This window comes from Streptomyces griseoviridis (genome assembly GCF_005222485.1).
In the GTDB taxonomy this organism is placed as follows: domain Bacteria; phylum Actinomycetota; class Actinomycetes; order Streptomycetales; family Streptomycetaceae; genus Streptomyces; species Streptomyces hintoniae.
In genome coordinates, this window is record NZ_CP029078.1 from 8713572 (window position 1) to 8739276 (window position 25705).

General features: G+C 73.0%; 20 protein-coding genes. 9 read left to right on the plus strand and 11 right to left on the minus strand.

Annotated elements, in window-relative coordinates:
• Positions 1–6: 6 nt before the first annotated feature.
• A complete protein-coding gene (locus DDJ31_RS37585; RefSeq protein WP_127175960.1) occupies positions 7–897 on the minus strand; it encodes a carbohydrate ABC transporter permease in 891 nt (296 codons plus the stop codon).
• A 14-nt stretch (positions 898–911) separates the two neighbouring features.
• Positions 912–1865 carry a carbohydrate ABC transporter permease gene (locus DDJ31_RS37590; protein ID WP_127175959.1) on the minus strand — a complete coding sequence of 318 codons (954 nt, stop codon included), beginning with the start codon at positions 1863–1865 and terminating at the stop codon, positions 912–914.
• 261 nt (positions 1866–2126) lie between these two features.
• Here DDJ31_RS37590 and DDJ31_RS37595 point away from each other — a divergent pair, with 261 nt between their 5' ends.
• A complete protein-coding gene (locus DDJ31_RS37595) occupies positions 2127–4121 on the plus strand; it encodes a DUF4832 domain-containing protein (protein WP_127175958.1) in 1995 nt (664 codons plus the stop codon).
• Positions 4122–4194: 73 nt separating this feature from the next.
• The gene (locus tag DDJ31_RS37600; protein WP_127175957.1) at positions 4195–4824 is read left to right on the plus strand and encodes a DinB family protein; all 630 of its coding nucleotides are present in this window, start codon (positions 4195–4197) and stop codon (positions 4822–4824) included.
• A gap of 250 nt (positions 4825–5074) precedes the next feature.
• On the opposite strand, the gene DDJ31_RS37605 is transcribed toward DDJ31_RS37600, so the two are convergent.
• Together DDJ31_RS37605 and DDJ31_RS37610 are read right to left on the minus strand one after the other, a co-directional pair.
• A complete protein-coding gene (locus DDJ31_RS37605; RefSeq protein ID WP_127175956.1) occupies positions 5075–6574 on the minus strand; it encodes a carboxylesterase/lipase family protein in 1500 nt (499 codons plus the stop codon).
• 2 nt (positions 6575–6576) lie between these two features.
• On the minus strand, positions 6577–7986 hold the full coding sequence (locus DDJ31_RS37610; RefSeq protein ID WP_127175955.1) for an FAD-binding oxidoreductase: 1410 nt from the start codon (positions 7984–7986) through the stop codon (positions 6577–6579).
• Between the two features lie 119 nt (positions 7987–8105).
• Here DDJ31_RS37610 and DDJ31_RS37615 point away from each other — a divergent pair, with 119 nt between their 5' ends.
• From DDJ31_RS37615 to DDJ31_RS37625, 3 genes are all read left to right on the plus strand, one after another.
• Positions 8106–9833 carry a helix-turn-helix domain-containing protein gene (locus tag DDJ31_RS37615; protein ID WP_127175954.1) on the plus strand — a complete coding sequence of 576 codons (1728 nt, stop codon included), beginning with the start codon at positions 8106–8108 and terminating at the stop codon, positions 9831–9833.
• Between the two features lie 104 nt (positions 9834–9937).
• Positions 9938–10540, plus strand: coding sequence for a hypothetical protein (locus DDJ31_RS37620; protein WP_127175953.1), 603 nt, complete (start codon positions 9938–9940; stop codon positions 10538–10540).
• A complete protein-coding gene (locus tag DDJ31_RS37625) occupies positions 10537–12000 on the plus strand; it encodes a carotenoid oxygenase family protein (RefSeq protein ID WP_127175952.1) in 1464 nt (487 codons plus the stop codon). Before DDJ31_RS37620 ends, DDJ31_RS37625 begins: the two co-directional genes overlap by 4 nt.
• A gap of 48 nt (positions 12001–12048) precedes the next feature.
• Here the strand turns inward: DDJ31_RS37625 and DDJ31_RS37630 are convergent, their stop codons facing one another.
• Positions 12049–12675 carry a ScbR family autoregulator-binding transcription factor gene (locus DDJ31_RS37630; RefSeq protein ID WP_171480954.1) on the minus strand — a complete coding sequence of 209 codons (627 nt, stop codon included), beginning with the start codon at positions 12673–12675 and terminating at the stop codon, positions 12049–12051.
• A 522-nt stretch (positions 12676–13197) separates the two neighbouring features.
• On the opposite strand from DDJ31_RS37630, the gene DDJ31_RS37635 reads away from it, so the two are divergent.
• Entirely contained in the window at positions 13198–13926 is a 729-nt protein-coding gene (locus DDJ31_RS37635) for an HAD family hydrolase (protein ID WP_127175951.1), read from the plus strand.
• A gap of 147 nt (positions 13927–14073) precedes the next feature.
• On the opposite strand, the gene DDJ31_RS37640 is transcribed toward DDJ31_RS37635, so the two are convergent.
• The 5 genes from DDJ31_RS37640 to DDJ31_RS37660 all read right to left on the minus strand — a co-directional run bounded on the left by DDJ31_RS37640 (position 14074) and on the right by DDJ31_RS37660 (position 20730).
• A complete protein-coding gene (locus DDJ31_RS37640) occupies positions 14074–14913 on the minus strand; it encodes a carbohydrate ABC transporter permease (protein ID WP_127175950.1) in 840 nt (279 codons plus the stop codon).
• On the minus strand, positions 14910–16265 hold the full coding sequence (locus tag DDJ31_RS37645) for an ABC transporter permease (RefSeq protein WP_127175949.1): 1356 nt from the start codon (positions 16263–16265) through the stop codon (positions 14910–14912). Before DDJ31_RS37645 ends, DDJ31_RS37640 begins: the two co-directional genes overlap by 4 nt.
• 6 nt (positions 16266–16271) lie before the next feature.
• On the minus strand, positions 16272–17600 hold the full coding sequence (locus DDJ31_RS37650; RefSeq protein ID WP_127175948.1) for an ABC transporter substrate-binding protein: 1329 nt from the start codon (positions 17598–17600) through the stop codon (positions 16272–16274).
• A gap of 37 nt (positions 17601–17637) precedes the next feature.
• Positions 17638–19284: a glycoside hydrolase family 13 protein gene (locus DDJ31_RS37655; RefSeq protein WP_240677932.1), complete on the minus strand. Its 1647-nt coding sequence runs from the start codon at positions 19282–19284 to the stop codon at positions 17638–17640.
• Between the two features lie 186 nt (positions 19285–19470).
• A complete protein-coding gene (locus DDJ31_RS37660; protein WP_127175947.1) occupies positions 19471–20730 on the minus strand; it encodes an ABC transporter substrate-binding protein in 1260 nt (419 codons plus the stop codon).
• A gap of 189 nt (positions 20731–20919) precedes the next feature.
• Between DDJ31_RS37660 and DDJ31_RS37665 the strand changes: the two genes are divergently transcribed.
• The 3 genes from DDJ31_RS37665 (at position 20920) to DDJ31_RS37675 (ending at position 24504) form a co-directional block, all read left to right on the plus strand.
• The gene (locus tag DDJ31_RS37665) at positions 20920–21432 is read left to right on the plus strand and encodes a PadR family transcriptional regulator (protein WP_127175946.1); all 513 of its coding nucleotides are present in this window, start codon (positions 20920–20922) and stop codon (positions 21430–21432) included.
• Positions 21429–22178, plus strand: coding sequence for an ABC transporter ATP-binding protein (locus DDJ31_RS37670; protein ID WP_127175945.1), 750 nt, complete (start codon positions 21429–21431; stop codon positions 22176–22178). Before DDJ31_RS37665 ends, DDJ31_RS37670 begins: the two co-directional genes overlap by 4 nt.
• Positions 22179–22245: 67 nt before the next feature.
• Positions 22246–24504 (plus strand): ABC transporter permease, encoded by a 2259-nt coding sequence (locus tag DDJ31_RS37675; protein ID WP_127175944.1) that lies wholly within the window; start codon positions 22246–22248, stop codon positions 24502–24504.
• Positions 24505–24560: 56 nt separating this feature from the next.
• Here DDJ31_RS37675 and DDJ31_RS37680 read toward each other — a convergent pair whose 3' ends face one another.
• Complete coding sequence (locus DDJ31_RS37680; RefSeq protein ID WP_127175943.1) at positions 24561–25667, minus strand: methyltransferase; 1107 nt, start codon at positions 25665–25667, stop codon at positions 24561–24563.
• Positions 25668–25705: the final 38 nt, after the last annotated feature.

The following is a 25705-nucleotide window of genomic DNA, read 5'->3' on the forward strand; positions in this document are numbered from 1 at the left end:
AGGGAGTTACTTGATGCCGGTGAAGTTGAGCGACTCGACCAGACGGCGGCCGAGCACGATCAGCAGCACGAGAACGGGGAGGACCGAGAGCGTCGAACCGGCCATCAGACCGGTCCAGTCGGGCTGGGTGTTGGGCGACTGCTGCTGGAAGATGCCGAGCGCCACGGTCAGCACCCGGGTCTGGTCCTCACGGCCGGTCAGCAGCGGCCACAGGTAGTCCTTCCAGGACCACACCGTGGTGGTGAGCCCGATGGTGATCAGCGGGCCGCGGCTCATCGGCATCACGATCCGCCAGAAAATGCCCCAGGCGCCGACGCCGTCGAGGGTGGCCGCCTCCTCCACGTCACGGGGGATCGACAGGAAGAACTGCCGCAGGAAGAAGACCGCGAACGGCGTCATCAGCACGCTCGGGGCGACCATGCCGGCGAAGGTGTTCAGCAGGCCGAGGTTCTTCACGAGGACGAAGTTCGGCAGCACGGTGAAGATCGGCGGCACCATCAGCGCGGCGATCAGCACCCCGAAGACCAGGTCCCGGCCGGGGAAGCGCAGCCGGGCGAAGGCGTAGCCCGCCATCGCGCAGAACAGCGTCTGGAGGACGGCGATCAGACCGCTGTAGACGACGGAGTTGAGCAGGTAGCGCAGGAAGTCCACCTGGGCGCCCGAGCCGCCGGCCGCCCGCGCCTCCTCCTCGCTGGTCAGGCCGAGCACCCGCAGGAAGTTGATCATCGTGGGGTGGTCGGGGACCAGCCCGGTGGAGTCGGAGTAGATGTCGGCGGCCGGGGTGAGGGAGGTGCGGATCATCCAGTAGAACGGGAACACGGTCAGCAGCAGCGCGATGCCGAGCAGCGTCCACGCCACGATCCGGCCGGCGGAGAGCTTGGTACGAGGGCGGTTCATGGGGTGCCTCCTCATCAGGCCAGGTCGGAGCGGGAGGCGCGGAGAAGGCGCATCTGGACCGCGGTCAGCGCGGCGAGGATCACCGCGAGCACCACGGCCACCGCCGAGGCGTAGCCCATGTGGAAGTTCGTGAACGCCTGCTCGTAGATGTAGAAGTAGATGACCCGGGTGGCGCTGACCGGGCCGCCCTTCGTGGTCACCGCGATCGTGTCGAAGATCTGGAACGAGCCGATCAGTGACACCACGAGCACCAGGGCGAGGACGGGCCGCAGCAGCGGCAGCGTGATGCGCGTGAACATGCGCCACTCGCCCGCGCCGTCCAACGAGGCGCTCTCGTAGAGGTGATGGGGGATCTGGAGCATCCCCGCGTACAGCAGCAGCGCCGTGTAGCCGGTGTACGCCCAGGTGTTGACCGCCGCGACGGTCGGCATCGCCCAGGTCGGCGAGGTGAAGAAGCCGGTGGTGCCGAAGCCGAGGGCGTCGAGGATGTGGTTGACGAAGCCGAGGTTGGCGTCCAGCAGCCACATCCACAGCAGGCCGACGGTCACGTTCGGCACCAGCCAGGGCACCAGGAGCATCGCCCGCAGCGCCACCGACCGGGTGAGGCGGTGCATGAGCGTCGCCAGCAGCAGGCCCAGCACGGTCTGCGACCCGATGTTGAGCACCACGTAGTAGCCGGTGACCTTCAGGGCGTTGAAGAACTGGTCGTCGCCGATCAGGTCCCGGTAGTTGTCCATCCCGGTGAAGGACGGATCGCTGAGCAGGTTGTAGTCGGTGAGCGAGTAGTAGAACCCGCGCACCGTCGGATACGCGTAGAACAGCGCGAACCCGATCAGCGCCGGGGCCAGGAACAGCCAGGCGGCCTTGCGGTCGTCCCGGCTGCGGCGGGACCTGGCCGGCGCCCGGTCCGCGACCGGATCAGGACCGGCGCCCTTCTGCGGTGGCGCAACTGCGGTGTCCGCGCCCATGGTTCCCCTTCGAAGAGATCTGCGCCGCACCTCTTGTCAGTGGGGCACCGTGGACACATATTGATGAGCAACAGCGAAACTTTGTCAATGCTGGCTCATAACAAATCAGGTGCAGGCCCCCGAAACGCTCACTCCCGACCGGCCGCCGCGACCCCGAAAAAGGTTGCGTCCACGCAGGTCGGAACGGGTGTGAAGGGCCTGTGACGACGTCCGGCCCGCTACCGGACGCCATCTCACCAGTCGACACCGGAGGTTGACACCGTGCGCACCTACGCGCAGCGACGCGGCAGAGGAATCCTGGCCGCTCTCTGCTCCACCGCCCTGGCCCTGGCTCTCGCGGCACTCCCCGGCACGTCCCAGGCCGCGCCCGCGACGACGACCGCGGCATCGGCCGCGCAGGGCGCTCCCGCCCGCCCGGCGCCGGGACCCGACCCCGACCCCGCACTGCCGGTCCACACCCTCACCCGCGCCGACGCCCCGCTCGACAACCCGCTCAAGGGATTCGCCCGCTTCTACCAGCCGGGGGCCGACCAGAACACCGGCTACCCGCACGCGCTGACCTGGAGCTACTTCGGCCTGTCCGAGGTCATGAAGAACTCCTCGAACTGCGCGTCCTACGACTGGACCGTCCTCGACAACGCCCTCAACGAGACCGCGTCCTACGGCAACCAGGCCGCCCTGCGCTTCTACATCGAGTACCCGGGCGGCTCCGGCAGCCACCCCGCCAACGCGATCCCGCCGTGCTTCGCCGGACACGTCGCCAACCGCACCAACGCCTACTGGAACACCACCAGCCCCGACTACGACAGCGCGTACCTCCTCGACGCGCTCAAGAACTTCATCGCCGCCTTCGGCGCCCGCTACGACAACGACCCGCGCATCGGGTTCATCCACATGGGCCTGATCGGCCTCTGGGGCGAGTGGCACACCTGGCCCTACGACACCGACACCTCGGGCGACTCCTACCCGAACTACATGCCGACCGACGCCCACGGCGCCCAGATCGTGCAGGCCTACAACAGCGCCTTCACGCACACGAAGATCGAGGTCAGATACCCGGAGTCGGCGGGCGGCGTCGCTGACGGCCTGCCCGCCGTCGGGTACCACGACGACTCCTTCTGCTACCGCGAGGGCTCTCCGGCGGCCGGCGTCACCCTGCCGGTCTCGATGGGCGGAGCCGGCTACTCCCAGCTGCAGAAAGCCCTCGACCGGGGCGTGGAGAACCGCTGGACCACGGCCTCCATGGGCGGTGAGGTGCGCCCCGAGATCCAGCCCACCGCCTTCGACAACTGGCCGGGCGGCTCCTCAGACGTGGACAACATGAAGGCGTGCCTCGAACTGGAGCACACCACCTGGAAGATGAACGAGGGCAGCGCGAGCTACGACGCGAACAACGCCAAGGTGGGCGCCGCCGTCCGGCTGATGGGCTACGACCTGGGCGTCGACCGCGCCTACTTCCAGGACACCGCGCAGGGCACCACCAAGATCGGCGTCCGGATGACCAACAACGGGGTGGCGCCGTTCTACTACCCGTGGACGGTGAGCCTCGGGCTCAAGAACGCCTCCGGCACCGTCGTCAAGACCTGGACCACCCCCTGGGACCTGCGCAAGGTCATGCCCGCGAAGATCCGCGCCTTCCCCGACTGGGGCGTCGGCTCCGACCCCACCTACCTCGACTACGGCTACGCCCAGTACTTCGACACCTCCGTCGACCTCTCGGCAGTCGCCTCCGGCAGCTACCAGCTCGTCATGAAGGCCAAGAACCCGCTGGAGAACGTCAGTTCCGCCGCCAAGAAGCTCCGCTTCGCCAACGCGACCCAGAACGCCGACGGTTGGCTCGGCCTCGGCTCCATGACGGTGGGCACCTCGGCCGGCGGCTCGCACAGCTACGAGGCGGAGGCCACCGCCAACACCCTCACCGGCACGGCGGTCAGGGCCGGTTGCGCCGGCTGCTCGGGCGGCTCGAAGGTCGGCTACGTCGGCAACGGCGCCACCCTCACCTTCAACGGCGTGGACGGCGGCAGCGGCGGCACCAAGACCGTCACCGTCCAGTACACGACGGCGGAGTCGCGCTCGGCCACCGTCCGGGCCAACACGGGCACGGCCAAGACGGTCACCTTCCCGCCGACCGGTGACTGGACGACCACGGCGACCACGACGGTGACCCTGGACCTGGCCGCGGGAACGGGGAACACCATCACGATCGCCAACAGCTCGGGCTGGGCCCCCGACATCGACCGCATCACGGTCACGTAGGTTCCCGACCCCCGCGGCGCCGGTGACCGACCGGCGCCGCGGGGTGCCCGCCCGCCTGCGCCACACTGACCCCATGAACCCGACGGATCCCAAGGCCGACCTGCGCACCTCCCTCCAGTCGGCCCGCGACGCGCTGCTCTGGAAGCTCGAAGGGCTCACGGAGTACGACGCCCGCCGCCCGCTGACACCCACCGGAACCAACCTCCTCGGTCTCGTCAGACACCTCGCCGGGGTCGAACTCGGCTACCTCGGCGACACCTTCGGCCGGCCGTCGGGCGAACCCCTGCCGTGGCTGGCCGAGGACGCCGGACCCAACGCCGACATGTACGCCGCCGCCGACGAGTCCCGGGAGTCCGTCGTCGCCCTCTACCGCCGGGCGTGGGCGCACGCGGACGCCACCCTCGACGCGCTGGCCCTGGACACCGTCGGCACCGTCCCGTGGTGGCCGCGGGGAGCGGACGAGGTGACGCTGCACCACGCGGTGGTCCGCGTCGTCGCCGACACCCACCGGCACGCCGGGCACGCCGACATCCTCAGGGAACTCCTCGACGGCGCCGCCGGGTTGAACAAGGACAGGCGGAGCCTGCCGCCGGGTGACGCGGCAGCGTGGGAGCACCACCGCGCCCGGGTGGAGCGGGCGGCGGTGCAGGCGCACCGGGCGAAGGACCTGGACGAGCCGGCCACCGGCACCGCGCCGAGCTGACCAGCGCCGCCCGAACCGGCGGACTTGTCAACGGGCTCTATCCGTCAGATAGTTGGAGCTTTCGGGCGACAGTGGGGGCGGACATGGGACGGCGAAGCGACGATTCGACCTGGCGGACCGCCGGACGGCCGAGGGGATCGGCCGTCCGGATCCTGCGGAAGGCCGCGGGAAGGGGAGGACCCGCGCCCGCGGGCGCACCCTCCGGTCAGCGGTGACCTGACCCCGCCGACGGGGGCGGCCCGCCCTGTGCTCAGCGCACACCGCGCCAGAGGTCGCGCTCCGGGCCGTCCGCCGTCTCCGTCAGGCTCCACTCGGTGTCCAGGCGCCGCACCGCCGGACGGCCGGTGGTGAAGCGCGGCCAGCCGGGATCGCCGTCGCGGGCGAACGCCACCCACGCCGCGTGCGTGTCACGGGCCAGCGCCCGCACCCCGCGATCCGCGCCGGGCACACCGAGGACCCCGGTGCCGACCCGGCCCACGATGTCGAACACGAAGGGCAGCTCGATGCCGTGGCAGGCGCCGAGACGGCCGTCGGCGGCGGGGGAGCGCCAGGCGAACTCGTAGCGCCAGGTGCCGCCCGGCCGGCCGGCGTGCGCCTCGGCGAGCCGCGCGGTGGGCACCGCGAACATGTAGTCCGTGCCGATCGCCGACAGCACCTCACCCGGCGTCACGCCCCGGCCCGCCGCCCGGTAGGCGGCGATCAGCCCCTCCGGGTCGGGGTGCAGCCGGGCCGCCGCCGCGCGCAGCATCGGCTCGGTGACGGGCGGCGACGGCAGGGCGACGAGGTAGAGGTTCATCTCCTCGCGGTTGGAGCCCACCAGCAGGTCGACGCCGTCGGCGGCGCCCTCGCGGACCGCGTCCACGGGCTGCCCGGTGAGCAGATCGCCGTCCACCACGGGACCGAATCTGCTCAGGCCCATCAGCGGGTCGCGCACCCCGTCGACGGCGAGGTCGAGGCCGGCCGCCGACACCTCCGCCACCGCCTCGACGAGCGCCTCGTCGGGCAGCGCGGCGAACGCCGGCACCGTGGCCGGCACCCCCAGCCGGTCGGCGACGGCCGCCGTGACCAGGTCGGCCTGGGCCGGGGTGAGCGCGTGCGAGGCGCCGCCGCTCTGGCTGACCGCGCGCCGGAAGAGTCCGGCGGGCGCGGCGGCCAGCAGCGCGCCGACGCTGAGGGCGCCCGCCGACTCCCCGAAGACGGTGACGGCGCCGGGGTCGCCGCCGAACCGGTCGATGTGTGCGCGCACCCACGCGAGGGCGAGGATCTGGTCGCGCAGACCGCGGTTGTCCGGGGCGCCCGGCAGCCGCAGGAAACCGGGCACGCCGACGCGGTAGTTGAGCGTCACGAGGACCACCCCGTCACGGGCGAACCCGGTCCCGTCGTACCCGGCCGCACCGCCCGCGCCGCCGGTGAAGGACCCGCCGTGCACGAACACCATGACGGGCAGCCCGTCAGCGCCGGGGTCGGGCGTCCACACGTCGACGGTGAGGTACTCCTCGCCCGGCACCCAGCCGGGTCCGACGAGGACCGACAGGTCGGGCAGGCCCGGCACGTCGGTGCGCGGCTGCGGCGCGGTGGGCCCGGGGGAGCGGGCGTCCCGCTCGCCGCTCCAGCGCGCCGGGCGCGGCGCCGCGAACCGCCCCGCGCCGAGGGGCGCCTCGGCGTACGGGACGCCGCGGAAGACGGCGACGCCGTCCGCGCGGGTGCCCCTGACCGACCGGCCCGCTCCGAGGTCGACGACGGCATCCATGGTCAGGAGTCCTTCCGGGACGACGACACGACTTTGCCGGGGTTCAGGATGTGCATCGGGTCGAGGGCGTCCTTGACCGTGCGGTTCAGGGCCAGCACGGCGGGCCCGAGTTCGTCGCGCAGCCCGTCCCGCTTGAGCAGCCCCACGCCGTGCTCCCCGGTGACGGTGCCGCCGAGGGCCAGCGCCTCCGCGATGATCTCGACGAAGGCGGCCTGGGCGCGGTCCCGGGCCCGCTCGTCGCCCGGCGGGGTGATCAGCAGGGGGTGGAGGTTGCCGTCGCCCGCGTGCGCGATGTTCGCGATCAGGGTGTCGTGCCGGGCGGCGATCGCGTCGACGCGCCCGAGCATCTCCGGGACGGCGGCCTTCGGCACGCAGATGTCCTCCGTCAGGACGGGACCGAGCCGTTCGAGCGCCGGGTAGGCGAGCCGCCGCGCCTCGAACAGGGCCTCCGCCTCGTGCTGGTCGGTGGAGCGGACCGCGTAGGTGGCGCCCGCGCCCTCGAAACAGGCGAGCATCGTGTCCGCCTCCAGCTCACCGGCCGGGCCCGGGGCGTCGGACCGGCCCAGCAGCACCACCTCGGCCTCCGTCGACAGACCCATGTGCTTCCACGCGTCGACGGCCGCCAGGCAGTGCCGGTCGATCAGTTCGAGCGCCGACGGCGTGACGCCCGCCTCGGCCACCGCGGCGACGGCCCGGCCCGCGTCCACGACGGACGCGAAGTGCCCGGCGACCGTGTGCTCGGGCTCACGGCGCGGCCGCAGCCGCACGGTGACCTCGGTGATGACACCGAGCGTGCCCTCCGAGCCGACCAGCAGGGACGTCAGGTCGTACCCGGCGACGCCCTTCGCGGTCCTGCGCCCCACCCGCACCAGTTCCCCGGTCCCGGTGACGAACTGCAGGCCGAGGACGTAGTCGCGGGTGACGCCGTACTTGACGCAGCACAGCCCGCCCGCGTTGGTGGCGACGTTCCCGCCGATCGTCGACCAGCGGGCGCTCGCCGGATCGGGCGGGTACCACAGCCCGTGCTCCGCGCAGGCGGTGCGCAGATCCTCGTTCACCACACCCGGCTCGACGACGGCCAGCCGTTCCAGCGGGTTGATCTCGGTGATCGCCGTCATCGCCTCGGTGGAGAGCACCACACACCCGTCGACGGCGTTCGCCCCGCCGGACAGGCCGGTGCCCGCGCCCCGCGTCACCAGCGGCACCCCGTGGTCCAGGCAGACCCGCACCACCGTCCGCACCTCCTCGGCGGTGCGCGGCCGCACCACGGCGGCCGGCAGCCCGTGCGGCGCCCACTCCGCCTCGTCGTGGGCGTAGCTCCCGGTCACCTGCGGGTCGGTGAGGACCCGGCCGGCGGGCAGCAGCCGGTTCAGTTCGTCGGCCGGCTCACGCGGCCCCGCATCGTTGCGCATGCCAACGACCCTACGGATGATCACGTCCCCCGCTCAATGGACGGGATGCCTACCATGGGGCCATTCCGGTGGTGGAACCATCCATCCCGGCCAGCCCACGGCGGTGAGGGACGGCGGGCATGACGGGCGGAACCTGGCTCGACCTGCTGCTGCGCGACGCGGCGGCCGAGGACCTGCTGCGCCACGGCGCCGACCTGGCCCGCTCCAGCGGCACGGGCACGGCCGACCGGGAGACGGCGAGCGCCCTGCGGCTGCGGACGCTGCTGCACCAGCGGGCCGGGCGGGCGGCCGACCTCGGCGCGCTCAACGACATCGCGATCCGGCTGGCCGCCCTCACCACCCCGCAGGCGCTGCTGCCGGAGATCGTCGACCAGGCCCGCCGGCTGCTCGGCGTCGACCTGGCCTACCTCGGCCTGGTCGAGGAAGGACTGCTGCGCCTGACGGCGGCCGCCGGCGCCCTCACCCCCGAGCTGACGGACCTCACCGTCCCGCTCTCCCGCGGCCTCGCGGGCGAGGTCCTCGCGCACACCGCGCCCCGCTGGAGCGCCGACTACCGGACCGACCCCCGCTTCCGGCACGACGGACCCGCGGACGCCGCCGCGAGCGCCGAGCACATGCGCGGCCTGCTCGGCGTCCCGCTGCGCCTCGACGGCCGGGTCCTCGGCGTGCTGTTCGCGGGCGACCGGCGGCGCCGCGACTTCGCCGAGCACGAGGTGACGCTGCTGAGCGCGCTCGCCGCGCACGCCGCACCCGCCGTCGGCACCGCCCGCGAGGCCGCCGCCCTGACCGCCGACAACGCCCGCCTCACCCGGCGCTGCGCGGAGCTGGAGCGCGTCCTGCGCTGGGACCAGCGGCTGACCCAAGTAGTGCTGCGGGGCGGCGGGGTGGAGGAACTGCTGCACGAGATCCGCGCCCTGGCCCGCGGCGAGGTCGGCTTCGTGACGTCCCGCCCGCCGCCGCCGCGGGGGCCGGGCGGGACGGTGGTGCCGGTGGTGGCGGGGGAGCGGACCTTCGGGGCGCTCGTCCTCACCGGCTCCGCCGCACCCGACGACCCGCTGCTGCTGGAACGGGCCGCGCCCGCGCTGGCGCTCGCGCTGCTCGCGGAGGGCGCGGTCGCCGAGGCCACCCGCCGCACCCGGGACGTGCTGCTGCTCGCCCTGCTGACCACACCCTCCGAGCGCCCGCAGGACATGCGTCTGGCGGGGCTCGACGCGTCGACTCCGTACGCGGTGCTGGTCGCGGACCCGGCGTCGGCCCGCCCGCGGATCGAGCGGCTGCCGTGGCCCGCGGGGACCGTGATGGCCGAGCACGGCACCCGTCTGGTCGTCGTCGCCCCCACCACCGCCCCCGAACAGCTCCAGCGGGAGTGGCCGCAGGGCCGGGACGCGCCGACCGCGGGCATCGCGGGCCCGGCCCGCGGCGGGCGTGAACTGGCCCGCTGCTTCGTCGAGGCGCGAGGGACCCTGGACGCGCTCCAGACCCTGGACCGGCACGGCCAGACCGCGACGGCGGCCCAGCTCGGCCTCTACCGGATCCTCCTCGACCACACGGGCCGACAGGATCTGGAGGCGCGTTTCCGGCAGCTCCTCGGCCCCGTCCTCGCGGAGGAGGCCCGCCGCAAGGTGCCCCTGCTCGACACGTTGCACGCCTACCTCACCCACGGCGGCCGGGCCCGCGCCACCGCCGACGCGCTCGCCGTCCACGTCAACACCCTCTACCAGCGCCTGTCGACCCTGGACAGCGTCCTCGGCGCCGGCTGGCGCTCCCCGGACCGCGCCCTGGAACTGCACGTGCTGCTGCGGCTGCGGTCGGCGACGCCCTGGCCGGCCGGCGGCGACACCCCCTGAGCGGCGGGGCACGGCAACGGATGCGGTGAGCCGGGGCCGAGGCCACGATGGACGGGGGGCCGCCCCGACCGCGCGCCCCGCCCCGGCCCGACAGGAGGTGCCCCGTGGCAGGCACCGGCTCGACCAGGCGAACGGGCAACCTGTTCTTCGCCTTCGCCCCGTGGATCGTCTTCGACGTCGTGGCGGGCCCCAGCACCTGGAAGTACGCGGCCCTCTCCGCCCTGGTGGCCTCGGTCGTGCTCAACGGTCGCGGCCTGCGGCGGGGCCACTTCAAGATCCTGGAGGCGACCGGCATCGTCTTCTTCGCCGTCCTGAGCGTGCTCGCCCTCGTCCTCGACCACCAGGACCTGGTCTGGCTGGAGACCTACGCGCAGCCCCTGTCCAGCGGCGTCATCGCCGTGGTGTGCCTGGGCTCGCTGGCGTTCGTGCCGTTCACCAGCCAGTACGCCCGTGAGTCGACCCCGCGTGAGCGCTGGGACTCGCCCGCCTTCCGGCACATCAACCTCGTCCTGACGTCGATGTGGTCCGCGGTGTTCGTGGTGACGGCGGTGCTCGGCCTGGTCGCCGTCCACGCCGGGAGCGGCTCGGACTGGCTGAACTGGGTGATCCCGATCGCCCTGCTGGTGATCGCGGTCCGCTTCACCGAGCGCTACCCCGACCGGTACGTCGCACGGCAGCGCTCCTCGCAGCGAGGGAGCGTCCCATGACCACCGACCGCACCGCCTTCGACCCGACCCGCGTCGCCCATCTCTCCGGCCGCTTCGCGCCCGTGACCGAGGAGGTCGACGCGGTCGACCTGGAGATCGAGGGCCGGCTCCCCGACGAGCTGGACGGCCTGTACCTGCGCAACGGGCCCAACCCCCGCTTCACCCCGATCGGTTCGTACCTCTATCCGCTCGACGGCGACGGCATGCTGCACGGCGTGTGGATGTCGGGCGGCCGGGCCCGCTACCGCAACCGGTTCGTCCGCACCCCGGGGGTCCTCGCCGAGGAGAAGGCGGGCCACGCCCTGTGGGGCGGACTCGAATCGATGATCACGCCGGACGCCGAGCAGGTCGGCCCGGACCTCGCGGGCACCTTCAAGGACCTGCCCGACATCAACGTCGTCCGGCACGCGGGCCGGCTGCTCGCCCTGGCGGAGTCCGCCTGCCCGTTCCGGATCTCCCCCGGGCTGGAGACGGTCGGCCGGGAGACCTTCGACGGCGCGCTGCCCGCGGGCATCACCGCCCACCCGAAGGTCGACCCGGTCACCGGGGAGATGGCGGTCTTCCGCTACGACCTCGAACCGCCCTGGCTGACCTGGTCGCTCATCGGTCCGACCGGCACGGTCGTCGCGGGCCCCACACCGGTGCCCGGGGTGGACGAGCCGCTGATGATCCACGACATGGCGCTGACCGCCCGCCACCTCGTCCTGGTGCTGGCGCCCGCCTACTTCGACCTCGCCGCCGCCCTGCACGGCGGCTCCCTGATCGACTGGCGGCCGGAGAGCGGCACCCGCGTCGCGCTCGTCCCGCGCGACGGCGGACCGGTCCGCTGGGCGGGCGACGAGGCCTTCTGGACGTGGCACACGGTCAACGCGTACGACGCGTCCGACGTGTCCCACGACCAGGCCGACCCCCGCGTCGTCCTCGACTACGTCCAGTGGCCGCGCCTCGACCTCGGCCCCTCCGCCGACCGAGCGGGCGCCCGCTCGGGACCCGAGGCCGGCCGCGGTCTGGTCCGTGCCGTCGTCGACCCGGGGACCGGGCGGGTGCACCGCACCCTGGTGGACGACGCCCGGGTGGAGTTCCCGCGCGTGGACGACCGCAGGATCGGGCGCAGGCACCGCCGGATCGCCGTGGCCGCCGACAGCGGCACCACGGAAGGACTGCTGCCGGGGGAGTTCGACGCGGTGCGCTGGTACGACACGGACCACCCGCAGGACGGGCCCGTCGAGTGGCACGGCGGGAACCTCTCCCTGGGCGAGCCCGCGTTCGCCGCCGAGCCAGGCCGGCCGGGCGAGGACGACGGCTACTGGCTGACGTTCGCGACCGACCGCACCGACGGCAGCAGCAGTCTGCTGGTCATCCCGGCGCGGGACCCCGCGTCGGGACCCGTCGCCCGGCTGCGCATCCCGGTCCGGGTGCCGCTCGGACTGCACGGGGTGTGGCTGCCCACGCAGGAGTGAGCGGCCCGAGCGCTGTTCGAGCGGGGCGGCACCGGCTCCGCGCGCCGGTCAGGCGGCTCTGCTCACGGCCTCGGCCGGGTCCGTGCCGCGCTGGAGCGAGGGCAGCGTCAGGCCCCACCAGTCGGTCAGCCGGTCCGTGACGGTCTGCGGCCCCTCCAGCGCCTCGGTGAGGGTGCACAGGCCGAAGAAGGCGCGGACCAGGGTGCGGGCGGTGGCCGCGGGCCTGACGTGGTGCGCGAGATGGCCGGTGGTCCTGGCCTGGGCGAGCAGCCGGGTGGCGGCGGTGGTCCACAGGGCGAACGGGTCGGGCAGCTGGGCGTCGATGGTGTCGCGCTCGGCCCAGAGCCGGGCGCCCGCGCGCGTGACAGTGTCCTCGGCCAGCGCCCGCGCGATCTCGTAGCTGAGCGCGACCAGGCGTTCGAGAGGCGGAACAGCGGGGTCCGTATACGGCGCGGCCAGCGCGGGCCAGGTGGCGAACCGGTCCTTGACCACCGCGAGGGCGAGCCCCTCTTTGCTGGCGTAATGGAAGTAGATGGCACCGCTGGTCCGGCCGGACCGGGCACTTATGTCGTTCACGCTGGTACCGGCGTATCCCTGTTCGGCGAAGAGACAGGCGGCTGCCTCCAGGAGTGATCGGCGGGTTGCCCTGGCCCGTTCCTGCAACGTCCTGTCCACCTTCGCTCAACGTTCCCGTGACGGGCGGAGTGTAGTGCGCCCGCGTACGCCGGGAGCAATTCTCGCCGTCGCTGCGCGATAATTGCTTATTTCTTTCGAAGGTGAATGCTTGCGGGTGATCATCGCCCTTTTTGGCCCCATCCGTGGCAGGGATTTTTATTTTCCTTGACCGAGTGCCGAATTCGGTCCGACCCTTGCATGTGCGACTCAACTGGGCGGCCGGCAAGCGGGGTTGGCCGACGGTCGCCCAGGTGCTCCACCGTCGCGCACGGATCGCTGTTACACCTGCCCAAGACCCCTGTCATCACTCAATGTAGTGATTGCGTCACGCAGAGCGACAGAAATAACGTAGCGGTTGCGATGTTTCCCGTTTGGGACGGAATGCCCCAGGTGCAGACCGCTCCGCCCGGACGACGGCGCCGAAGGACGTAGACGGTCCGCGCGTGTCCGGCACGGGGAACCCCGTACACCCGAACCGCGGTCCCGCCACGAGCACGACCGCCACTCCCCCCAGGAGCCCCCGTGACCACACAGGCATCCTCTCTCCTCCATTGGTCCCCGCAAGCCGTCGTCTTCGACTGCGACGGAACCCTGATGGACACCGAACGGCACTGGCAGGACGCCCGGACCAGGGCCTTCCAGTCGTTCGGCCTGACGACTCCGCCGGGATTCGCCGACCGGGCCAAGGGGGTGCACTACATCGACTGCGGACGCCTGATGGCCGAGGAGGTGCAGAAGCCGGAGTTGACCGACGTCCTGACCAAGGGACTCCTGGACCACTTCCTCGACCTCGTCACGGACGACCCCGCGACGATGCCGGGCGCGGCCGAGTTCGTCCGGCTGCTCTCGGGCCGGCTGCCGCTCGCGGTGGCCAGCAACTGCCCCCTCGAGGTGGTCGAGGAGAGCCTCGGACGGGCCGGCCTGCGCCGCCACTTCGAGCACATCGTCGTCCCCACCGACGCCACCCGCACCCCGGACGCCACCCCCGCGGCGGCCGGTGCCAAAACGGTACGCCCGAAGCCGTGGCCCGACGTCTACGCCACCGCGGCCCGGCTGTGCGGCGCGGCGCCGGAGACGGCCCTGGCCATCGAGGACTCCCTGACCGGCGTCGAGTCCGCGCGCCGCGCGGGCCTGCGCGTCCTCGGGGTGGGGCCGCGCCCCGCCGAGCAGGACGCGGCTCGGGCCGACCTGTGGGTGACGGCGCTCAACGACCCCGACCTCCTCACCTGGGTCAGGGAACACGTCCTGTGACGGACCGGCGGAACCGACGGGCTGACCGACCGACGCGCTGACGCGCTGAAGGACCGACCGGCCGGCGCAGATCCGGTGCGCACGGCGGCGGCCGCGCGGTCCGGACCTGCTCCGGTCCGCGCGGCCGCCGTGGCCCGTCGCCCGGGGCTACTTGACCGAGCCGGCCATGACGCCCTGGACGAAGTGCCGCTGGAAGGCGAAGAAGACCACCAGCGGCACGATCAGGGACAGGAAGGCGCCCGGCGCCAGCACGTCGATGTTGCTGCCGAACTGCCGGGTCTGGGACTGCAACGCCACCGTCAGCGGCTGCGCCGAACTGTCCGCGAACAGCAGCGCCACCAGCATGTCGTTCCACACCCACAGGAACTGGAACACGGCGAGCGACGCGAGGGCGGGCCGGGCGACCGGCAGCACCAGTTGCCGGAAGATGCGCCACTCGGTGCCGCCGTCCATCCGGGCCGCCTCCAGCATCTCCTGCGGTATCTCGGCGAAGTAGTTGCGCAGCAGGAACACCGCGAACGGCAGTCCGTAGGCCACGTGGAACAGCACCACGCCGGGGATCGAGCCGAACAGGCCCAGCTGGCCGAAGAGTTTGGCGACCGGCAGCAGACCGATCTGCACCGGCACCACCAGCAGCGCCACCACGACGAGGAACACCGCGTCGCGCCCGGGGAAGTCCAGCCACGCGAAGGCGTACCCGGCGAGCGCGGCGAGCACCACGACCAGCGCGGTCGTCGGCACCGAGATCAGCACCGTGTTCCAGAACGCCTGCGTCATCCCCGAGTTCTTCAGCAGCGACCCGTAGTTGTCGAAGGAGAGCTGGCCGGGGGCGAGCAGCGCCGTCCACCAGCCGCCCTTCGCGGTGTCCTCGGCGGAGCGCATCGACGACAGGAACAGCCCGCCCAGCGGGGTGAGCCAGATCAGCCCGATGAGGACGAGGAAGGCCTGCACCAGGCCGCTGCTCAGGCCGCGCCGGACGGCGGTCATCGCTGACTCCTTCGGAAACGCCGGACGTTGAAGACCATCGCCGGTACCACAAGCAGCAACAGCAGCACCCCGAGCGCGCTGCCCAGGCCCTGGTCGTTGCCGCCGCCGAAGGACACCAGCCACATCTGGGTGGCCAGCACCGTGGCGTCCTCCTGCACCGGTCCCGGCGCGATGATGTACACGAGGTCGAAGACCTTCATCACGTTGATGACGAGGGTCACGAACACCACCGTCAGCACGGGGGCGAGCAGCGGGACGGTGATGCGGCGGAAGATCTGCCACTCGTTGGCGCCGTCCATCCGGGCGGCCTCCAGCGCGTCCCGCGGCAGGGTGGCGAGCCCGGCCCCGATCAGGACCATCGCGAAGCCGGTCCAGATCCACAGATAGGCGCCGATGATGGCCGGTGTGACGAGGGTCGGACCGAGCCAGGAGATCCCGTCGTAGGGCTGCGCGAAGTTGGCGGCGGGCAGCGCCACGCTGTACGTGCCGGGACCGAGCCCGGTGAGGGCGAAGGAGCCGTCGGGCGCGGTGGTCGTGGACGCGACGGTCCTGCCGTCGCGGACCGCCTCGACCTTCAGGCCGGGCAGTCCCCTCTCACCGCGGTCGATCGCGCCCTGGGTGCCTCCGCCGCCCGGCACGAAGTCCAGGTAGGCGACGCCGCGCAGTTCACCGGGGGCCGCCGCCCGCGCGGCGGCCGGTCTCGCGTCGGAGGGCAGCTCCGCGGGGAGCACCCCGACCAGCGGGAGCGTCACCGTGTCCCCGGGCGACAGGCTCGCCCCGGTGCGGTAGGAGCCGTCCTCGCCGTGGGTCAGGCCCTGGCCGTCGCGGGCGCGGGCGGTGGGATAGGGCGAGGTGCCGGCGAAGACGTCGTGGACGGAGACGACCGCGGCGTTCAGCACACCCCGGTCGGGGTCCTCGTCGTAGGCCAGCCGGAAGATGATGCCGGCGGCCAGGAACGACACCGCCATCGGCATGAACATCAGCAGCTTGAACGCGGTGCCCCAGCGGACCTTCTCCACCAGCACGGCGAGGATCAGACCGAGGCCGGTGAGCAGCACGGGCGCCACCACGACCCAGATCACGGTGTTGCGGACGGCCTTGAGGGTCGCCGGGTCGTGGAACATCTCCGTGTAGTTGTCGGCGCCCACGAACCGGGTGCCCGAGGCGTCGAAGAAGCTGCGCCCGATGGAGAACAGGACGGGGTAGACGACCAGCGCGCCGAGCAGCAGCAGGGCGGGCAGCGCGAACAGCACGGCGACGGCGCGGCCCCGCAGCCCGGCCCGCCGCTTGCGGGCCGCGTCCGGAGGCGGCGGGGCCGGCCGGGACGCGTCGTTGACGAGGGTGGCGGTCATGGCCGGTCAGTCCTTGTAGGCCTTGGCCGCTGCGGTCTCCAGCGCGGCGGCGGTGGCCTTCGGGTCGGACGGGTCGCGCAGGAAGTCCTGGAGCAGCTTCCACTCGCCGACGCCCTTGGTGCCGCCGAACGCGGCCGGCGCCTGGTCGGACATGTCGAAGCGGACGGTGTCGCCCGCCGCGATCAGGGACTTGGCGGTCGCGCGGGTCACGTCGTCGCCGTAGGCGCCCAGGTCGAGCTTCTTGTTCGGGGAGAGGAAGCCGCCCTGCTTCGCCCAGAGGGCCGCCGCCTCGGGGGAGGCCAGGTACTCGAGGAGCTTCATGCCGGCCGCGCGGTGCTTGCCGTCCTTGAGGACGACGGCCGCGTCACCGCCGCTGACCACGGGGGCGGTGTTCCCGTCGACCCCGGGGAAGGGGAAGAAGTCGGCGTCCTTGCCGATCTCCTTGCCGAACTGGTCCTTGGCGACCCCGGCGACGAAGTCGCCCTCGTAGACCATGCCGGCCTCGGGCTTGGGTCCGAAGACCTTCTCCACGGAGCCGGGGAAGTCGGTGTTGAGGGCGCCCTTCTGGCCGCCGGCCAGCAGCTGCTTGTCCTTGAACAGCGTGCCGAGCGTGGTCAGGGCCTTCACCACGCTGTCGTCGGTCCACTTCAGCCGGTGCGCGGCGAGGGCGTCGTACTTCTCAGGTCCGGCCTGCGAGAGGTAGACGTTCTCGAACCAGTCGGTGAGGGTCCAGCCGTCCTGGCCCGCGACGGCGAAGGCGGCGAGACCGGAGTCGGAGACCGCGCGCCCGGCCGTCAGCATCTCGTCGAAGCTGGTGGGCGGCTTGACCCCGGCCTGTTCGAGGGCCGTGGGGCTGTACCAGACCGTCGACTTGTGGGCGGCCTTGAAGTACAGGCCGTACAGGGTGTCGTCGACGCTGCCGTAGTTCTTCCACACGCTCGCATAGTCCGAGCCGACGGACGTCCGCACGCTCTTGGACAGCGGCTGGAGCCAGCCCTCGCGGGCGAACTGCTGCAACACGCCGACCTGCGGGACCATCACCACGTCCGGGGCGTCGCCGCCCTCGATCTTGCTGCCGACGACGGTCGACACGTTGTCGCCCGTGGAGACGAACCGGGTGGCGGCGCCGGTCTTCTCGGTGAAGGCGTCGAGCACCTTCTGGAAGTTCTTCAGCTCGCTGCCCGACCAGACCCCGGCGACGGTGACCGTCTGGCCGCCGAGGGACTTGTCGCCGCCCCCGGCGGAGACGTCCCCGCCACCGCCGCAGGCGGTCGCGGCGAGGGCCAGCGGCAGGAGGACACTTCCGGTGAGCAGGGGAACACGTCGTCGCATCATCGTTGATGACCTTTCAGCGGGTGAGGTGCCGGGCATGTCAGACGGCGGTGTCGCCGGTGATCCACCAGGCGGTGGTGGAACCGGCGAGGACGCCGGGGGAGCAGGGGCCGCTGGCGAGCAGCGGGGTGCCGGCGACGGGCGCGGGCGCGGGGGCGGTGGTGAAGTTGACGGCGCAGACCAGGCCGTCACCGCGGACGAAGGCGAGGACGCCGGGCGGTGTGTCCAGCCAGCGCAGCGTGCCCTCGCCCAACTGGGGCAGCGAGGCGCGCAGTTGGAGGCCGTCGCGGTACAGGTGCCAGAACGAGCGGGTGTCCGCGAGGGCCCGGTCGGTGGCGTGCTCGGCGAACCACTCGGGCTGCGGCAGCCACGGCTTGGCGCCCTCCATCGCGGAGGTGAACCCGAACGGGGAGGCCTGGCCCGACCAGGGCAGCGGCACCCGGCAGCCGTCGCGGATCCGGGCGCGGCTGCCGGTGCGGCGGAAGATCGGGTCGGTGAGCACGTCGTCGGGCAGGTCGACGACCTCGGGAAGGCCCAGTTCCTCGCCCTGGTAGATGTACGCGGCCCCCGGCAGCGCCAGCATCAGCAGGGCGGCGGCGCGGGCCCGCGCCGACCCGAGGCCGCTGCCCTCGGTGGCGGGCTCGCCGTAGCGGGTGACGGTGCGGACCTGGTCGTGGTTGTTGAGGACCCAGGTGACGGTGGAGCCGGTGCCCGCGATGTCCTGCATGGCCTCGGAGATGACCTTGCGGAACGCGTCGACGTTCCAGGGGGCGCTGAGCAGGTCGAAGAAGAAGGCCTGGTGCAGCTCGTCGGGGCGGACGTAGCGGGCGTGCTCGCGGGCGGTGGGCACCGACACCTCGCCGACGAGGAGCCGTTCGCGGCCGTCGCGCCCGGTGTACTCCTCGCAGACGGACCGCCAGCGCCGCCACACGTCGTGCACCTCGGGCTGGTTCCAGGCGAGCGGGTTGACGGAGTCGCGGGCGCGGGCGTCCGCCTCCGGGTCGGGCGAGTCGGGCAGCCGCGGGTGCTTGAAGAGTCCGGCGGCGACGTCGATGCGGAAGCCGTCCACGCCCCGGTCCAGCCAGAACCGCAGGACCTCCTCGAAGGCGGCCGCGACCTCGGGGTCGCGCCAGTTCCAGTCGGGCTGCTCGGGCGTGAACATGTGCAGGTACCACTGTCCCGGGCGGCCGTCGGCCTCGGTGACCCTGGTCCAGGCGGGGCCGCCGAACATGGCGTGCCAGTTGTTGGGCGGGAGCGCTCCGTCGGGGCCGCGTCCCTCGGCGAAGTGGAACCGGGCGCGGGCCGGGTCGCCCGGCCCGGCGGCGAGCGCCGCGCGGAAGTCCGGGTGCTCGTGGGAGCAGTGGTTGGGGACGATGTCGAGCAGGACCTTCACGCCGAGCAGCCGGGCGCTCTCCATCAGCAGGTCGAACTCGCCGAGGTCGCCGAAGACCGGGTCGACGTCGCGGTAGTCGGCGACGTCGTAGCCGTGGTCGTGCTGCGGCGAGGGGTAGAACGGGCTCAGCCAGATGCCGTCGACGCCGAGCTTCTTGAGGTAGGGCAGTCCGGCCCTGACCCCCGCCAGGTCGCCGATGCCGTCGCCGGTGCTGTCCAGGAAGCTGCGGACGTAGACCTGGTAGATCACCGCGTCGCGCCACCAGTGGTGCGCGTCATTGCGCTGGGAAATCACCCCGAGTACCTGTCTGTGCGTCGTGGTCGTTATGCATGCATGTTAGGTAGCGATGACGCGCAGATGTCAATGGATACGACCGCAGTACCGAACAGCTGCCCTTTAAATGGGCTTATTTCGCCCCACTCGGGCCGTGGGAGATGAACGGACGTACCTAACACGTAAGTTGGCTGGGTGGCGTGCGCGCTACCGCCGGGTGACGGCGGCCAGTTCCTCGGCCAGCCGGCGCACCGCGGCGTCCGGCGTCTGGCGTCCGGTCAGGGCGTCGTGCACGACGGCCTGCACCACCAGGCTGACCTGGTCGTAGCGCGGGCTCTTGGGGCGCGGGGCGGCCGACAGCACCGCGTCGCGCAGCACCCGCAGATACGGGAACCGCCGCACCAGCGCCGGATCGTCGTAGAGCGCGGCCCGCACCGGCGGCAGCGCGCCCAGGGTCAGCACCCGCCGCTGCACCGGCTCGCTGGTCAGATAGCCGATCAGCCGCTTCGCCGAGTCCGGGTGCCGGGTGTGCGCGGTGACGGCCAGGTTGGAGCCGCCCAGCACGCTGGTGCCCGGCCCGTCGGGACCCGGCAGCCGCACCGCCCCGACCCGGCCCGCGACCGCGGAACCCGCGCTGTCGGCGGCGACATAGGCGTAGGGCCAGTTGCGCAGGAACAGCAGCCTTCCGTCCTTGAACGCCTGCTTGGACTCCTCCTCCGTGTACGTCAGCGACTCCCGCGGTATCCAGCCCTCCCGCACGCCCCGCACCAGGAACCCGATGCCCTCACGGGCCGCGGCGGAGTCGACGGTGACCCGTCTGCCCTCGTCACCGAGGATGCTGCCGCCCGTCGAGTAGACCGCCTCCGCGGCGTTCACCGTCAGCCCCTCGTACGGCAGCATCTGGCCCGCGTACCCGTCGAGACCGTGCCGCGGCGCGACCGTCCTGGCGTCCCGTTCCAGCTCCGCCCAGGTGCGCGGCGGCGGCAGCCCCTCCTCGGCGAGCACGTCCGCGCGGTACAGCAGCAGTCCCGCGTTGGTGACGTACGGGACCGCGTACAGCCGCCCCTGGTAGGTCGCCGTGTCGACGACCGGCCGCAGGAAGGTGTCCAGCGGGAAGCGCTCGCGCGGCAGCGGGCGGATCCAGCCCGCGGCGGCGAACTGCGAGGTCCAGTCGACGTCGATGTTGAGCACGTCGAACCGGCCGTTGCCGCCGCGCAGGTCCGTCTCCATCTGGGCGCGGGTCTCGTCGGTGGAGTTCGGCAGCTCGACGAGGGTGACCCGCTCGCCGGGGTGCGCGCGGTTCCAGCCCGCCAGCAGGGGTTGCAGATAGCCCGTCAGATCCCCGGCCGTGGCCAGGGTCAGCGGACCGCGGCCCGACTCGTCGGACCGCGCGCCCGCGGCCACGTAGCCGGACAGCAGCACGGCCAGCACGAGCAGCCCCCGGCCGGCGGCGCGTGCCCCGCGCATGGGTCCCCTCCCGCTCGGACGGTGCCGGGCCTCACGCCCCGTGCCGGGCCCCTTCGCCGCGGCGGCAAAAGCATGTATACCTGTTAGGTATGCGTGATACTAGGGGCTCCGGCTTTTTGGCCACCGGCGCACCGGCCCGCGGCCGCCGGGATCGCCGGACCCGACACGGAGACGAGGTGGAGAGCGTAAGTGCGGCTGCCTCTCCTGGCCCTGCTGGCGCGTGGCCCCGCCCACGGCTACGAACTGAAACAGGATCTTGAACAACTGCTGGGTGCCGCATACCCTCAGCCCAATGTCGGTCAGATCTACGTCACCCTGGGCCGTCTCGACAAATCGGGACTGATCGAGGGCGAGGAGGTCGAGCAGTCGAGCCGGCCCAACAAGAAGATCTACCGTCTCACCGACGCCGGGCGTGAGGCGCTGGCCGCCTGGTTCGAGGAGACGTCGGAGGAACCCAGGGTCCGGGACGAGTTCTTCATGAAACTCGCCCTCGCCCCGCACACCGGACTCGCCGACCAGATCGCCCTCATCAACAGACAGCGGCGCCAGTACCTGAATACGATGCGCACCCTGTCCAAACTCGCCGCCGACGACCGCGGCAACCGCATCTCCGCCCTGCTCATCGAGGGCGCGATGCTGCACCTCCAGGCCGACCTCGACTGGCTGGAACGGTGCCAGGAGGAACTGGAGGAGCCGCAGTGAGTGACAGCCCCCCTCCTCTGGTGGTGGCCGAGGCCCTCACCAAGACCCACTACGGCGAAGGCGCGCCCGCCCACGCCGTGCGCGGCGTCGACCTCACCGTCCGCCGGGGCGAGTTCGTCGCCGTCACCGGCCCCTCGGGCGCGGGCAAGTCGACCCTGCTGCACCTGCTCGGCGGCCTCCAGAAGCCCGACTCGGGACGGCTGCGCCTGGACGGCGGGTCCGCCGACGCCTGGAGCGAGGCCCGCTGGGCGGTGGAGCGCAGGACCCGCATCGGCATCGTCTTCCAGTTCTTCAACCTGGTCTCCGACCTCTCCGTCGCCGACAACGTCGAACTGCCCGCCCTGCTCGCCGGCACCGCCCCGCGCCAGGCCCGCGCCCGCCGCGCCGAACTCCTCACCGAACTGGGCATGAACGGCAAGGAGCGCAACATGCCGGGCGAGCTGTCCGGCGGCGAACAGCAACGGGTCGCCCTCGCCCGCGCCCTGGTCAACCAGCCCGACCTGCTCCTCGCCGACGAACCCGCCGGCAGCCTCGACAGCCGCGGCACCCGCGAGGTCACGAGGCTGCTGACCCGCTTCCACGGACGCGGCCAGACCATCGTGCTCGTCACCCACGACGCCCGGCTCGCGACCGCCGCCGACCGCGTCATCAGCTTCTTCGACGGACGCATAGCCGACGACGTCGAACTCGACGCGGGCCCGCTGCGCGCCACCGGCACCTCCGGCGTGCTCGAACTGAGGGACTGAACCGCGGTGGACCACCGACAGACGACCGCGCGACACCAGGCGCCGCCCGAACGGAGGCGGTGACCCGATGCGGGCCATGACGCGCTGGGCACGGGCCGACCTGCGCAGACACCGCGGCGAGGCGCTGTTCCTCGTCCTCGCCACCGTCGGCATCGTCACCTCCCTGCTGCTGGCCACCGCCCTGTTCGCCTACGCCACCAACCCCTGGCAGCGGGTGTTCACCCGCTCCGACGGCGCCCACGTCTGGCTCCACACCAGCGCCACCGCGCAGACCGGACGGCTGGCGGACCTGCACGGCGTCGACGCCGTCTCCGGCCCCTACCCGACCGAGTCGGTGACCCTCACCGCGCACGGCACCCGCGCCGCCGCCGAACTGCGCGCCACCACCGCGCTGCCGAAGGTCGGACGGCCACTGATCGTCTCCGGGCGCTGGCTGCGGGCCGGCGAGCCCGACGGAGTGGTCCTGGAGAGCAGCCTCGCCCGCGCCCTGCTGGCCGGCCCGGGAGACACCGTCACCCTGCCGGGCACCGCCAGGACCCTCACCGTCCTCGGCGTCGCCGACAGCGCCGAACCCCGCTACGGCCGCGGCGAGCGGCCCGGCCTCGTCTGGGCGCCCCCGGCCGCGGTCCGCGCCCCCGACGGCCAGGTCACCGGGTTGCGGCTGGCCGACCCCGACGGCACCGACTACCTCGTCCAGCGGGCGGTCACCGTCCTCGGCGCGGGCGCGGTCGGCGAGGTGTCCACCTGGCGGCAGGCCCGCACCCAGGCCCAGGGCGACAACCGGCTGCTCGGCCAGGTCCTCGCCCTCTTCGGCCTGGCCGCCCTGCTCGCCGCCTGCCTCGCCGTGCACGGCGCGATCGCCACCCGGGTGCGCAACCACCTGCGGGACATCGCCGTCCTGAAGGCGATCGGCTTCACCCCCGGCCAGGTCGTCCGCGTCTTCGTGCTCCAGCACCTCGCCTACGCCCTGCTCGGGGCCGTCGTCGCCGCCTCCCTCGTGCAGGGCCTCGGCCGCCACGTCCCCGGCCGCATCGGCGAGGCCGTCGGGATCTGGCGGCTGCTGCCCGGATACGCCACGGGCCTGCTCGCCGTGTCCCTGGGCACCGTGCTGTTCATCGGCGCCACCACCGCGCTCGCCGCCTGGCGGGCCGGGCGGGTGCCACCGGTCCCGGCGGTGCGGGCCGCGGCCCGCACCGGCACCGGCCTCTCCGCGCTCGGCCTCTCCGCCCTCGGCCGCGGGCTGCCGCCCGCCCTCGTCCTCGGCGCCCACCGGGTGCTCTCCCGCCGCTCGCGGTCACTGGCCACCGTGGGGCGGCTGGCGCTGCCGCTGCTGCTGATGGTGGTCGCGATGAGCACCTGGAGCACCATCGGCCACATCCGCGACGACCCCGACAGGACCGCGCTGACCGTCCACTCCGCGGGCCTCGGCGAGGCCGCGACCCGGGCCGTGCTCGGCGGCGACCCCAGGATCGCCGCCGTCTACCCCGGCGTCGAGGTCAGCGCCCTGGTCCCGGGGCAGACCGCCACCATCGCGCTGCGCGGCGTCGGCACCGACCAGGAGCCCTACCCCTTCCCCCTGGCCGAGGGCCGCGCCCCGCACGGCCTGGACGAGGCCGTGGCCGGACAGGGCCTGCTCGACCTGCTCCATGTGCGGGTGGGGGACTGGGTGCGCATGACCGTCGGCGCCGACCCGCAGATCCTGCACATCGTCGGCCGCTCCGTCGAACCGGAGAACGCCGGACGGGTCATCTCCACCTCCCTCGACAACCTGCGGGCCGACGACCCCGAACTGCCCGCCTCCCGCTACGAGTTGCGGCTCACGCCAGGAGCCGACCCGGACGCGGTCGCCGCCGCCGTCACCGACCGGTCAGGCGGACGCCTCGACGTGTACGCGGTGCCCCAGCCGGCCGACGGGCTCAGCGCGCTGCGCCCGGTCATCGCCGGGCTGATCGCGATCCTGGCCTTCATCGGCCTCGTCGAACTGCTCACCGCGATCGGCGCCACCGTCCGTGACGGGGAGCGGGAACTGCTCGCCCTGAAGGCGATCGGCCTGTCGCCGCGGCAGATCACCGCGATCACCGTCGCCGCCACCGTGGGCACCGTCCTGGCGGCGAACGCCGTCGGCCTGCTGGCCGGGCTGCCGCTGGCCCGCTGGCTGATCGACGTCCAGGGCCGGTCCACCGGTCTCGGCACCGGCCTCGCGCAGGCGCCCCCGGCCGGCCCGCTGGCGCTGTTCGTCCTGACGGCCACGGCGGGGGCCGCCGTCCTCGCGGCCCTGCCCGCGGCCCGCGCCGCCCACCGCCACCGCGCCGACGCGACCGGCTGACGGCACCCGGCCCCGTCGCGTGCGCCCAGGCCCCTACGCGGCCCGCCGGGGAGCCGTCAGACGGCCACCCCCTCCACCACCGACAGCACCGTCGACGTCGGGAGGGTCCGGGACAGCCGCAGCCCCGCCCGCTCGAAGAGGGCGGAGAAGTCCGCCTCCGTGCGTTCGCGGCCGGTGAGGGACGCCATCATCATCAGGTCCAAGGTCTTGGACTGGTGCGGCTCGTTGCCCCGGGGGACCACCGCGTCCAGGACCAGCACCCGGCCGCCCGGCCGCAGCGCGCCGCGGCAGTGGCTCAGCAGCGTCACACAGCTCTCGTCGTCCCAGTCGTGGGTGATCCGCTTCAGCAGATGGACGTCGGCGGGCGGCACCGCCGCGAAGAAGTCGCCCTCCGCGACCGCCCAGCGGCCCGCGATCTCCGGCTCACCGCCGAGCCGGTGCCTGGCCACGACATGCGACCGGTCGTAGAGGACGCCGTCGAGGCCGGGGTTGCGGCGCAGCACCTCGATGAGCAGACCGCCGTGGCCGCCGCCGACGTCCACGACCGTGCCGGTCGCCGGGAAGTCGTAGGCCGCCGCGATGACCGCGTTCTCCGGGTCGGACATCGCCGCCATGCCCTCGTGGAAGACGGCGGCGGTCCGCTCGTCCTGGGCGAAGTAGTCGAAGAACGCCATGCCGAACAGGCCCTCGAACGCGGTGGTGCCCTCGGTCAGACAGCGCGTCAGCTCTCCCGCGGGCAGCCACATCGTGCGGTCGGAGATCATCTGGACGGCTGTCCGCGCCGAGTACGGCACATCGCCGCGCAGCGCCTGCCCGGCGTCGGTGAGCGCGAACCGGCCCTCGTCGTCCTCGGCCACCACGCCCCGGGTGGCGAGCAGGCGCAGCACCCGGTAGAGGCTGCGGGCGTCGGTGCCGGTCGCCTTCGCGAGGTCGGCGGGGGTGCGGGGACCGTCCGCCAGGTGGTCGGCCACGCCCACGTCGGCGGCGGCGCGCAGGGCGGCGGGGAAGAGGAAGCCCAGCGCCTCGTCGATGAGGAAGGCGGCGGACCGGCGCAGCCGTTCGTCCCGGCCGGTGTCCCCGGCCCCGCCGCTGCCCGGGGTGTCCGTCGCGCCCGCGGCTTTCGCGGCCCCGTCGTCGACGCTCTCGCTCTGGGTCTGGCGCATCCCGTTTCTCCCTCTCGACGTGGCTGCCCCCGCCCCGG

Excerpts from the sequence above, each read along its gene's own strand:
- DDJ31_RS37600 (WP_127175957.1), top strand. The coding sequence starts at position 4,195 with ATGAACCCGACGGATCCCAAGGCCGACCTGCGCACCTCCCTCCAGTCG.
- DDJ31_RS37660 (WP_127175947.1), bottom strand. The coding sequence starts at position 20,730 with ATGCGCGGGGCACGCGCCGCCGGCCGGGGGCTGCTCGTGCTGGCCGTG.
- DDJ31_RS37675 (WP_127175944.1), top strand. The coding sequence starts at position 22,246 with ATGCGGGCCATGACGCGCTGGGCACGGGCCGACCTGCGCAGACACCGC.
- DDJ31_RS37605 (WP_127175956.1), bottom strand. The coding sequence starts at position 6,574 with ATGGATGCCGTCGTCGACCTCGGAGCGGGCCGGTCGGTCAGGGGCACC.
- DDJ31_RS37585 (WP_127175960.1), bottom strand. The coding sequence starts at position 897 with ATGAACCGCCCTCGTACCAAGCTCTCCGCCGGCCGGATCGTGGCGTGG.
- DDJ31_RS37615 (WP_127175954.1), top strand. The coding sequence starts at position 8,106 with ATGACGGGCGGAACCTGGCTCGACCTGCTGCTGCGCGACGCGGCGGCC.
- DDJ31_RS37610 (WP_127175955.1), bottom strand. The coding sequence starts at position 7,986 with ATGCGCAACGATGCGGGGCCGCGTGAGCCGGCCGACGAACTGAACCGG.
- DDJ31_RS37640 (WP_127175950.1), bottom strand. The coding sequence starts at position 14,913 with ATGACCGCCGTCCGGCGCGGCCTGAGCAGCGGCCTGGTGCAGGCCTTC.
- DDJ31_RS37680 (WP_127175943.1), bottom strand. The coding sequence starts at position 25,667 with ATGCGCCAGACCCAGAGCGAGAGCGTCGACGACGGGGCCGCGAAAGCC.
- DDJ31_RS37650 (WP_127175948.1), bottom strand. The coding sequence starts at position 17,600 with ATGATGCGACGACGTGTTCCCCTGCTCACCGGAAGTGTCCTCCTGCCG.
- DDJ31_RS37625 (WP_127175952.1), top strand. The coding sequence starts at position 10,537 with ATGACCACCGACCGCACCGCCTTCGACCCGACCCGCGTCGCCCATCTC.
- DDJ31_RS37645 (WP_127175949.1), bottom strand. The coding sequence starts at position 16,265 with ATGACCGCCACCCTCGTCAACGACGCGTCCCGGCCGGCCCCGCCGCCT.
- DDJ31_RS37590 (WP_127175959.1), bottom strand. The coding sequence starts at position 1,865 with ATGGGCGCGGACACCGCAGTTGCGCCACCGCAGAAGGGCGCCGGTCCT.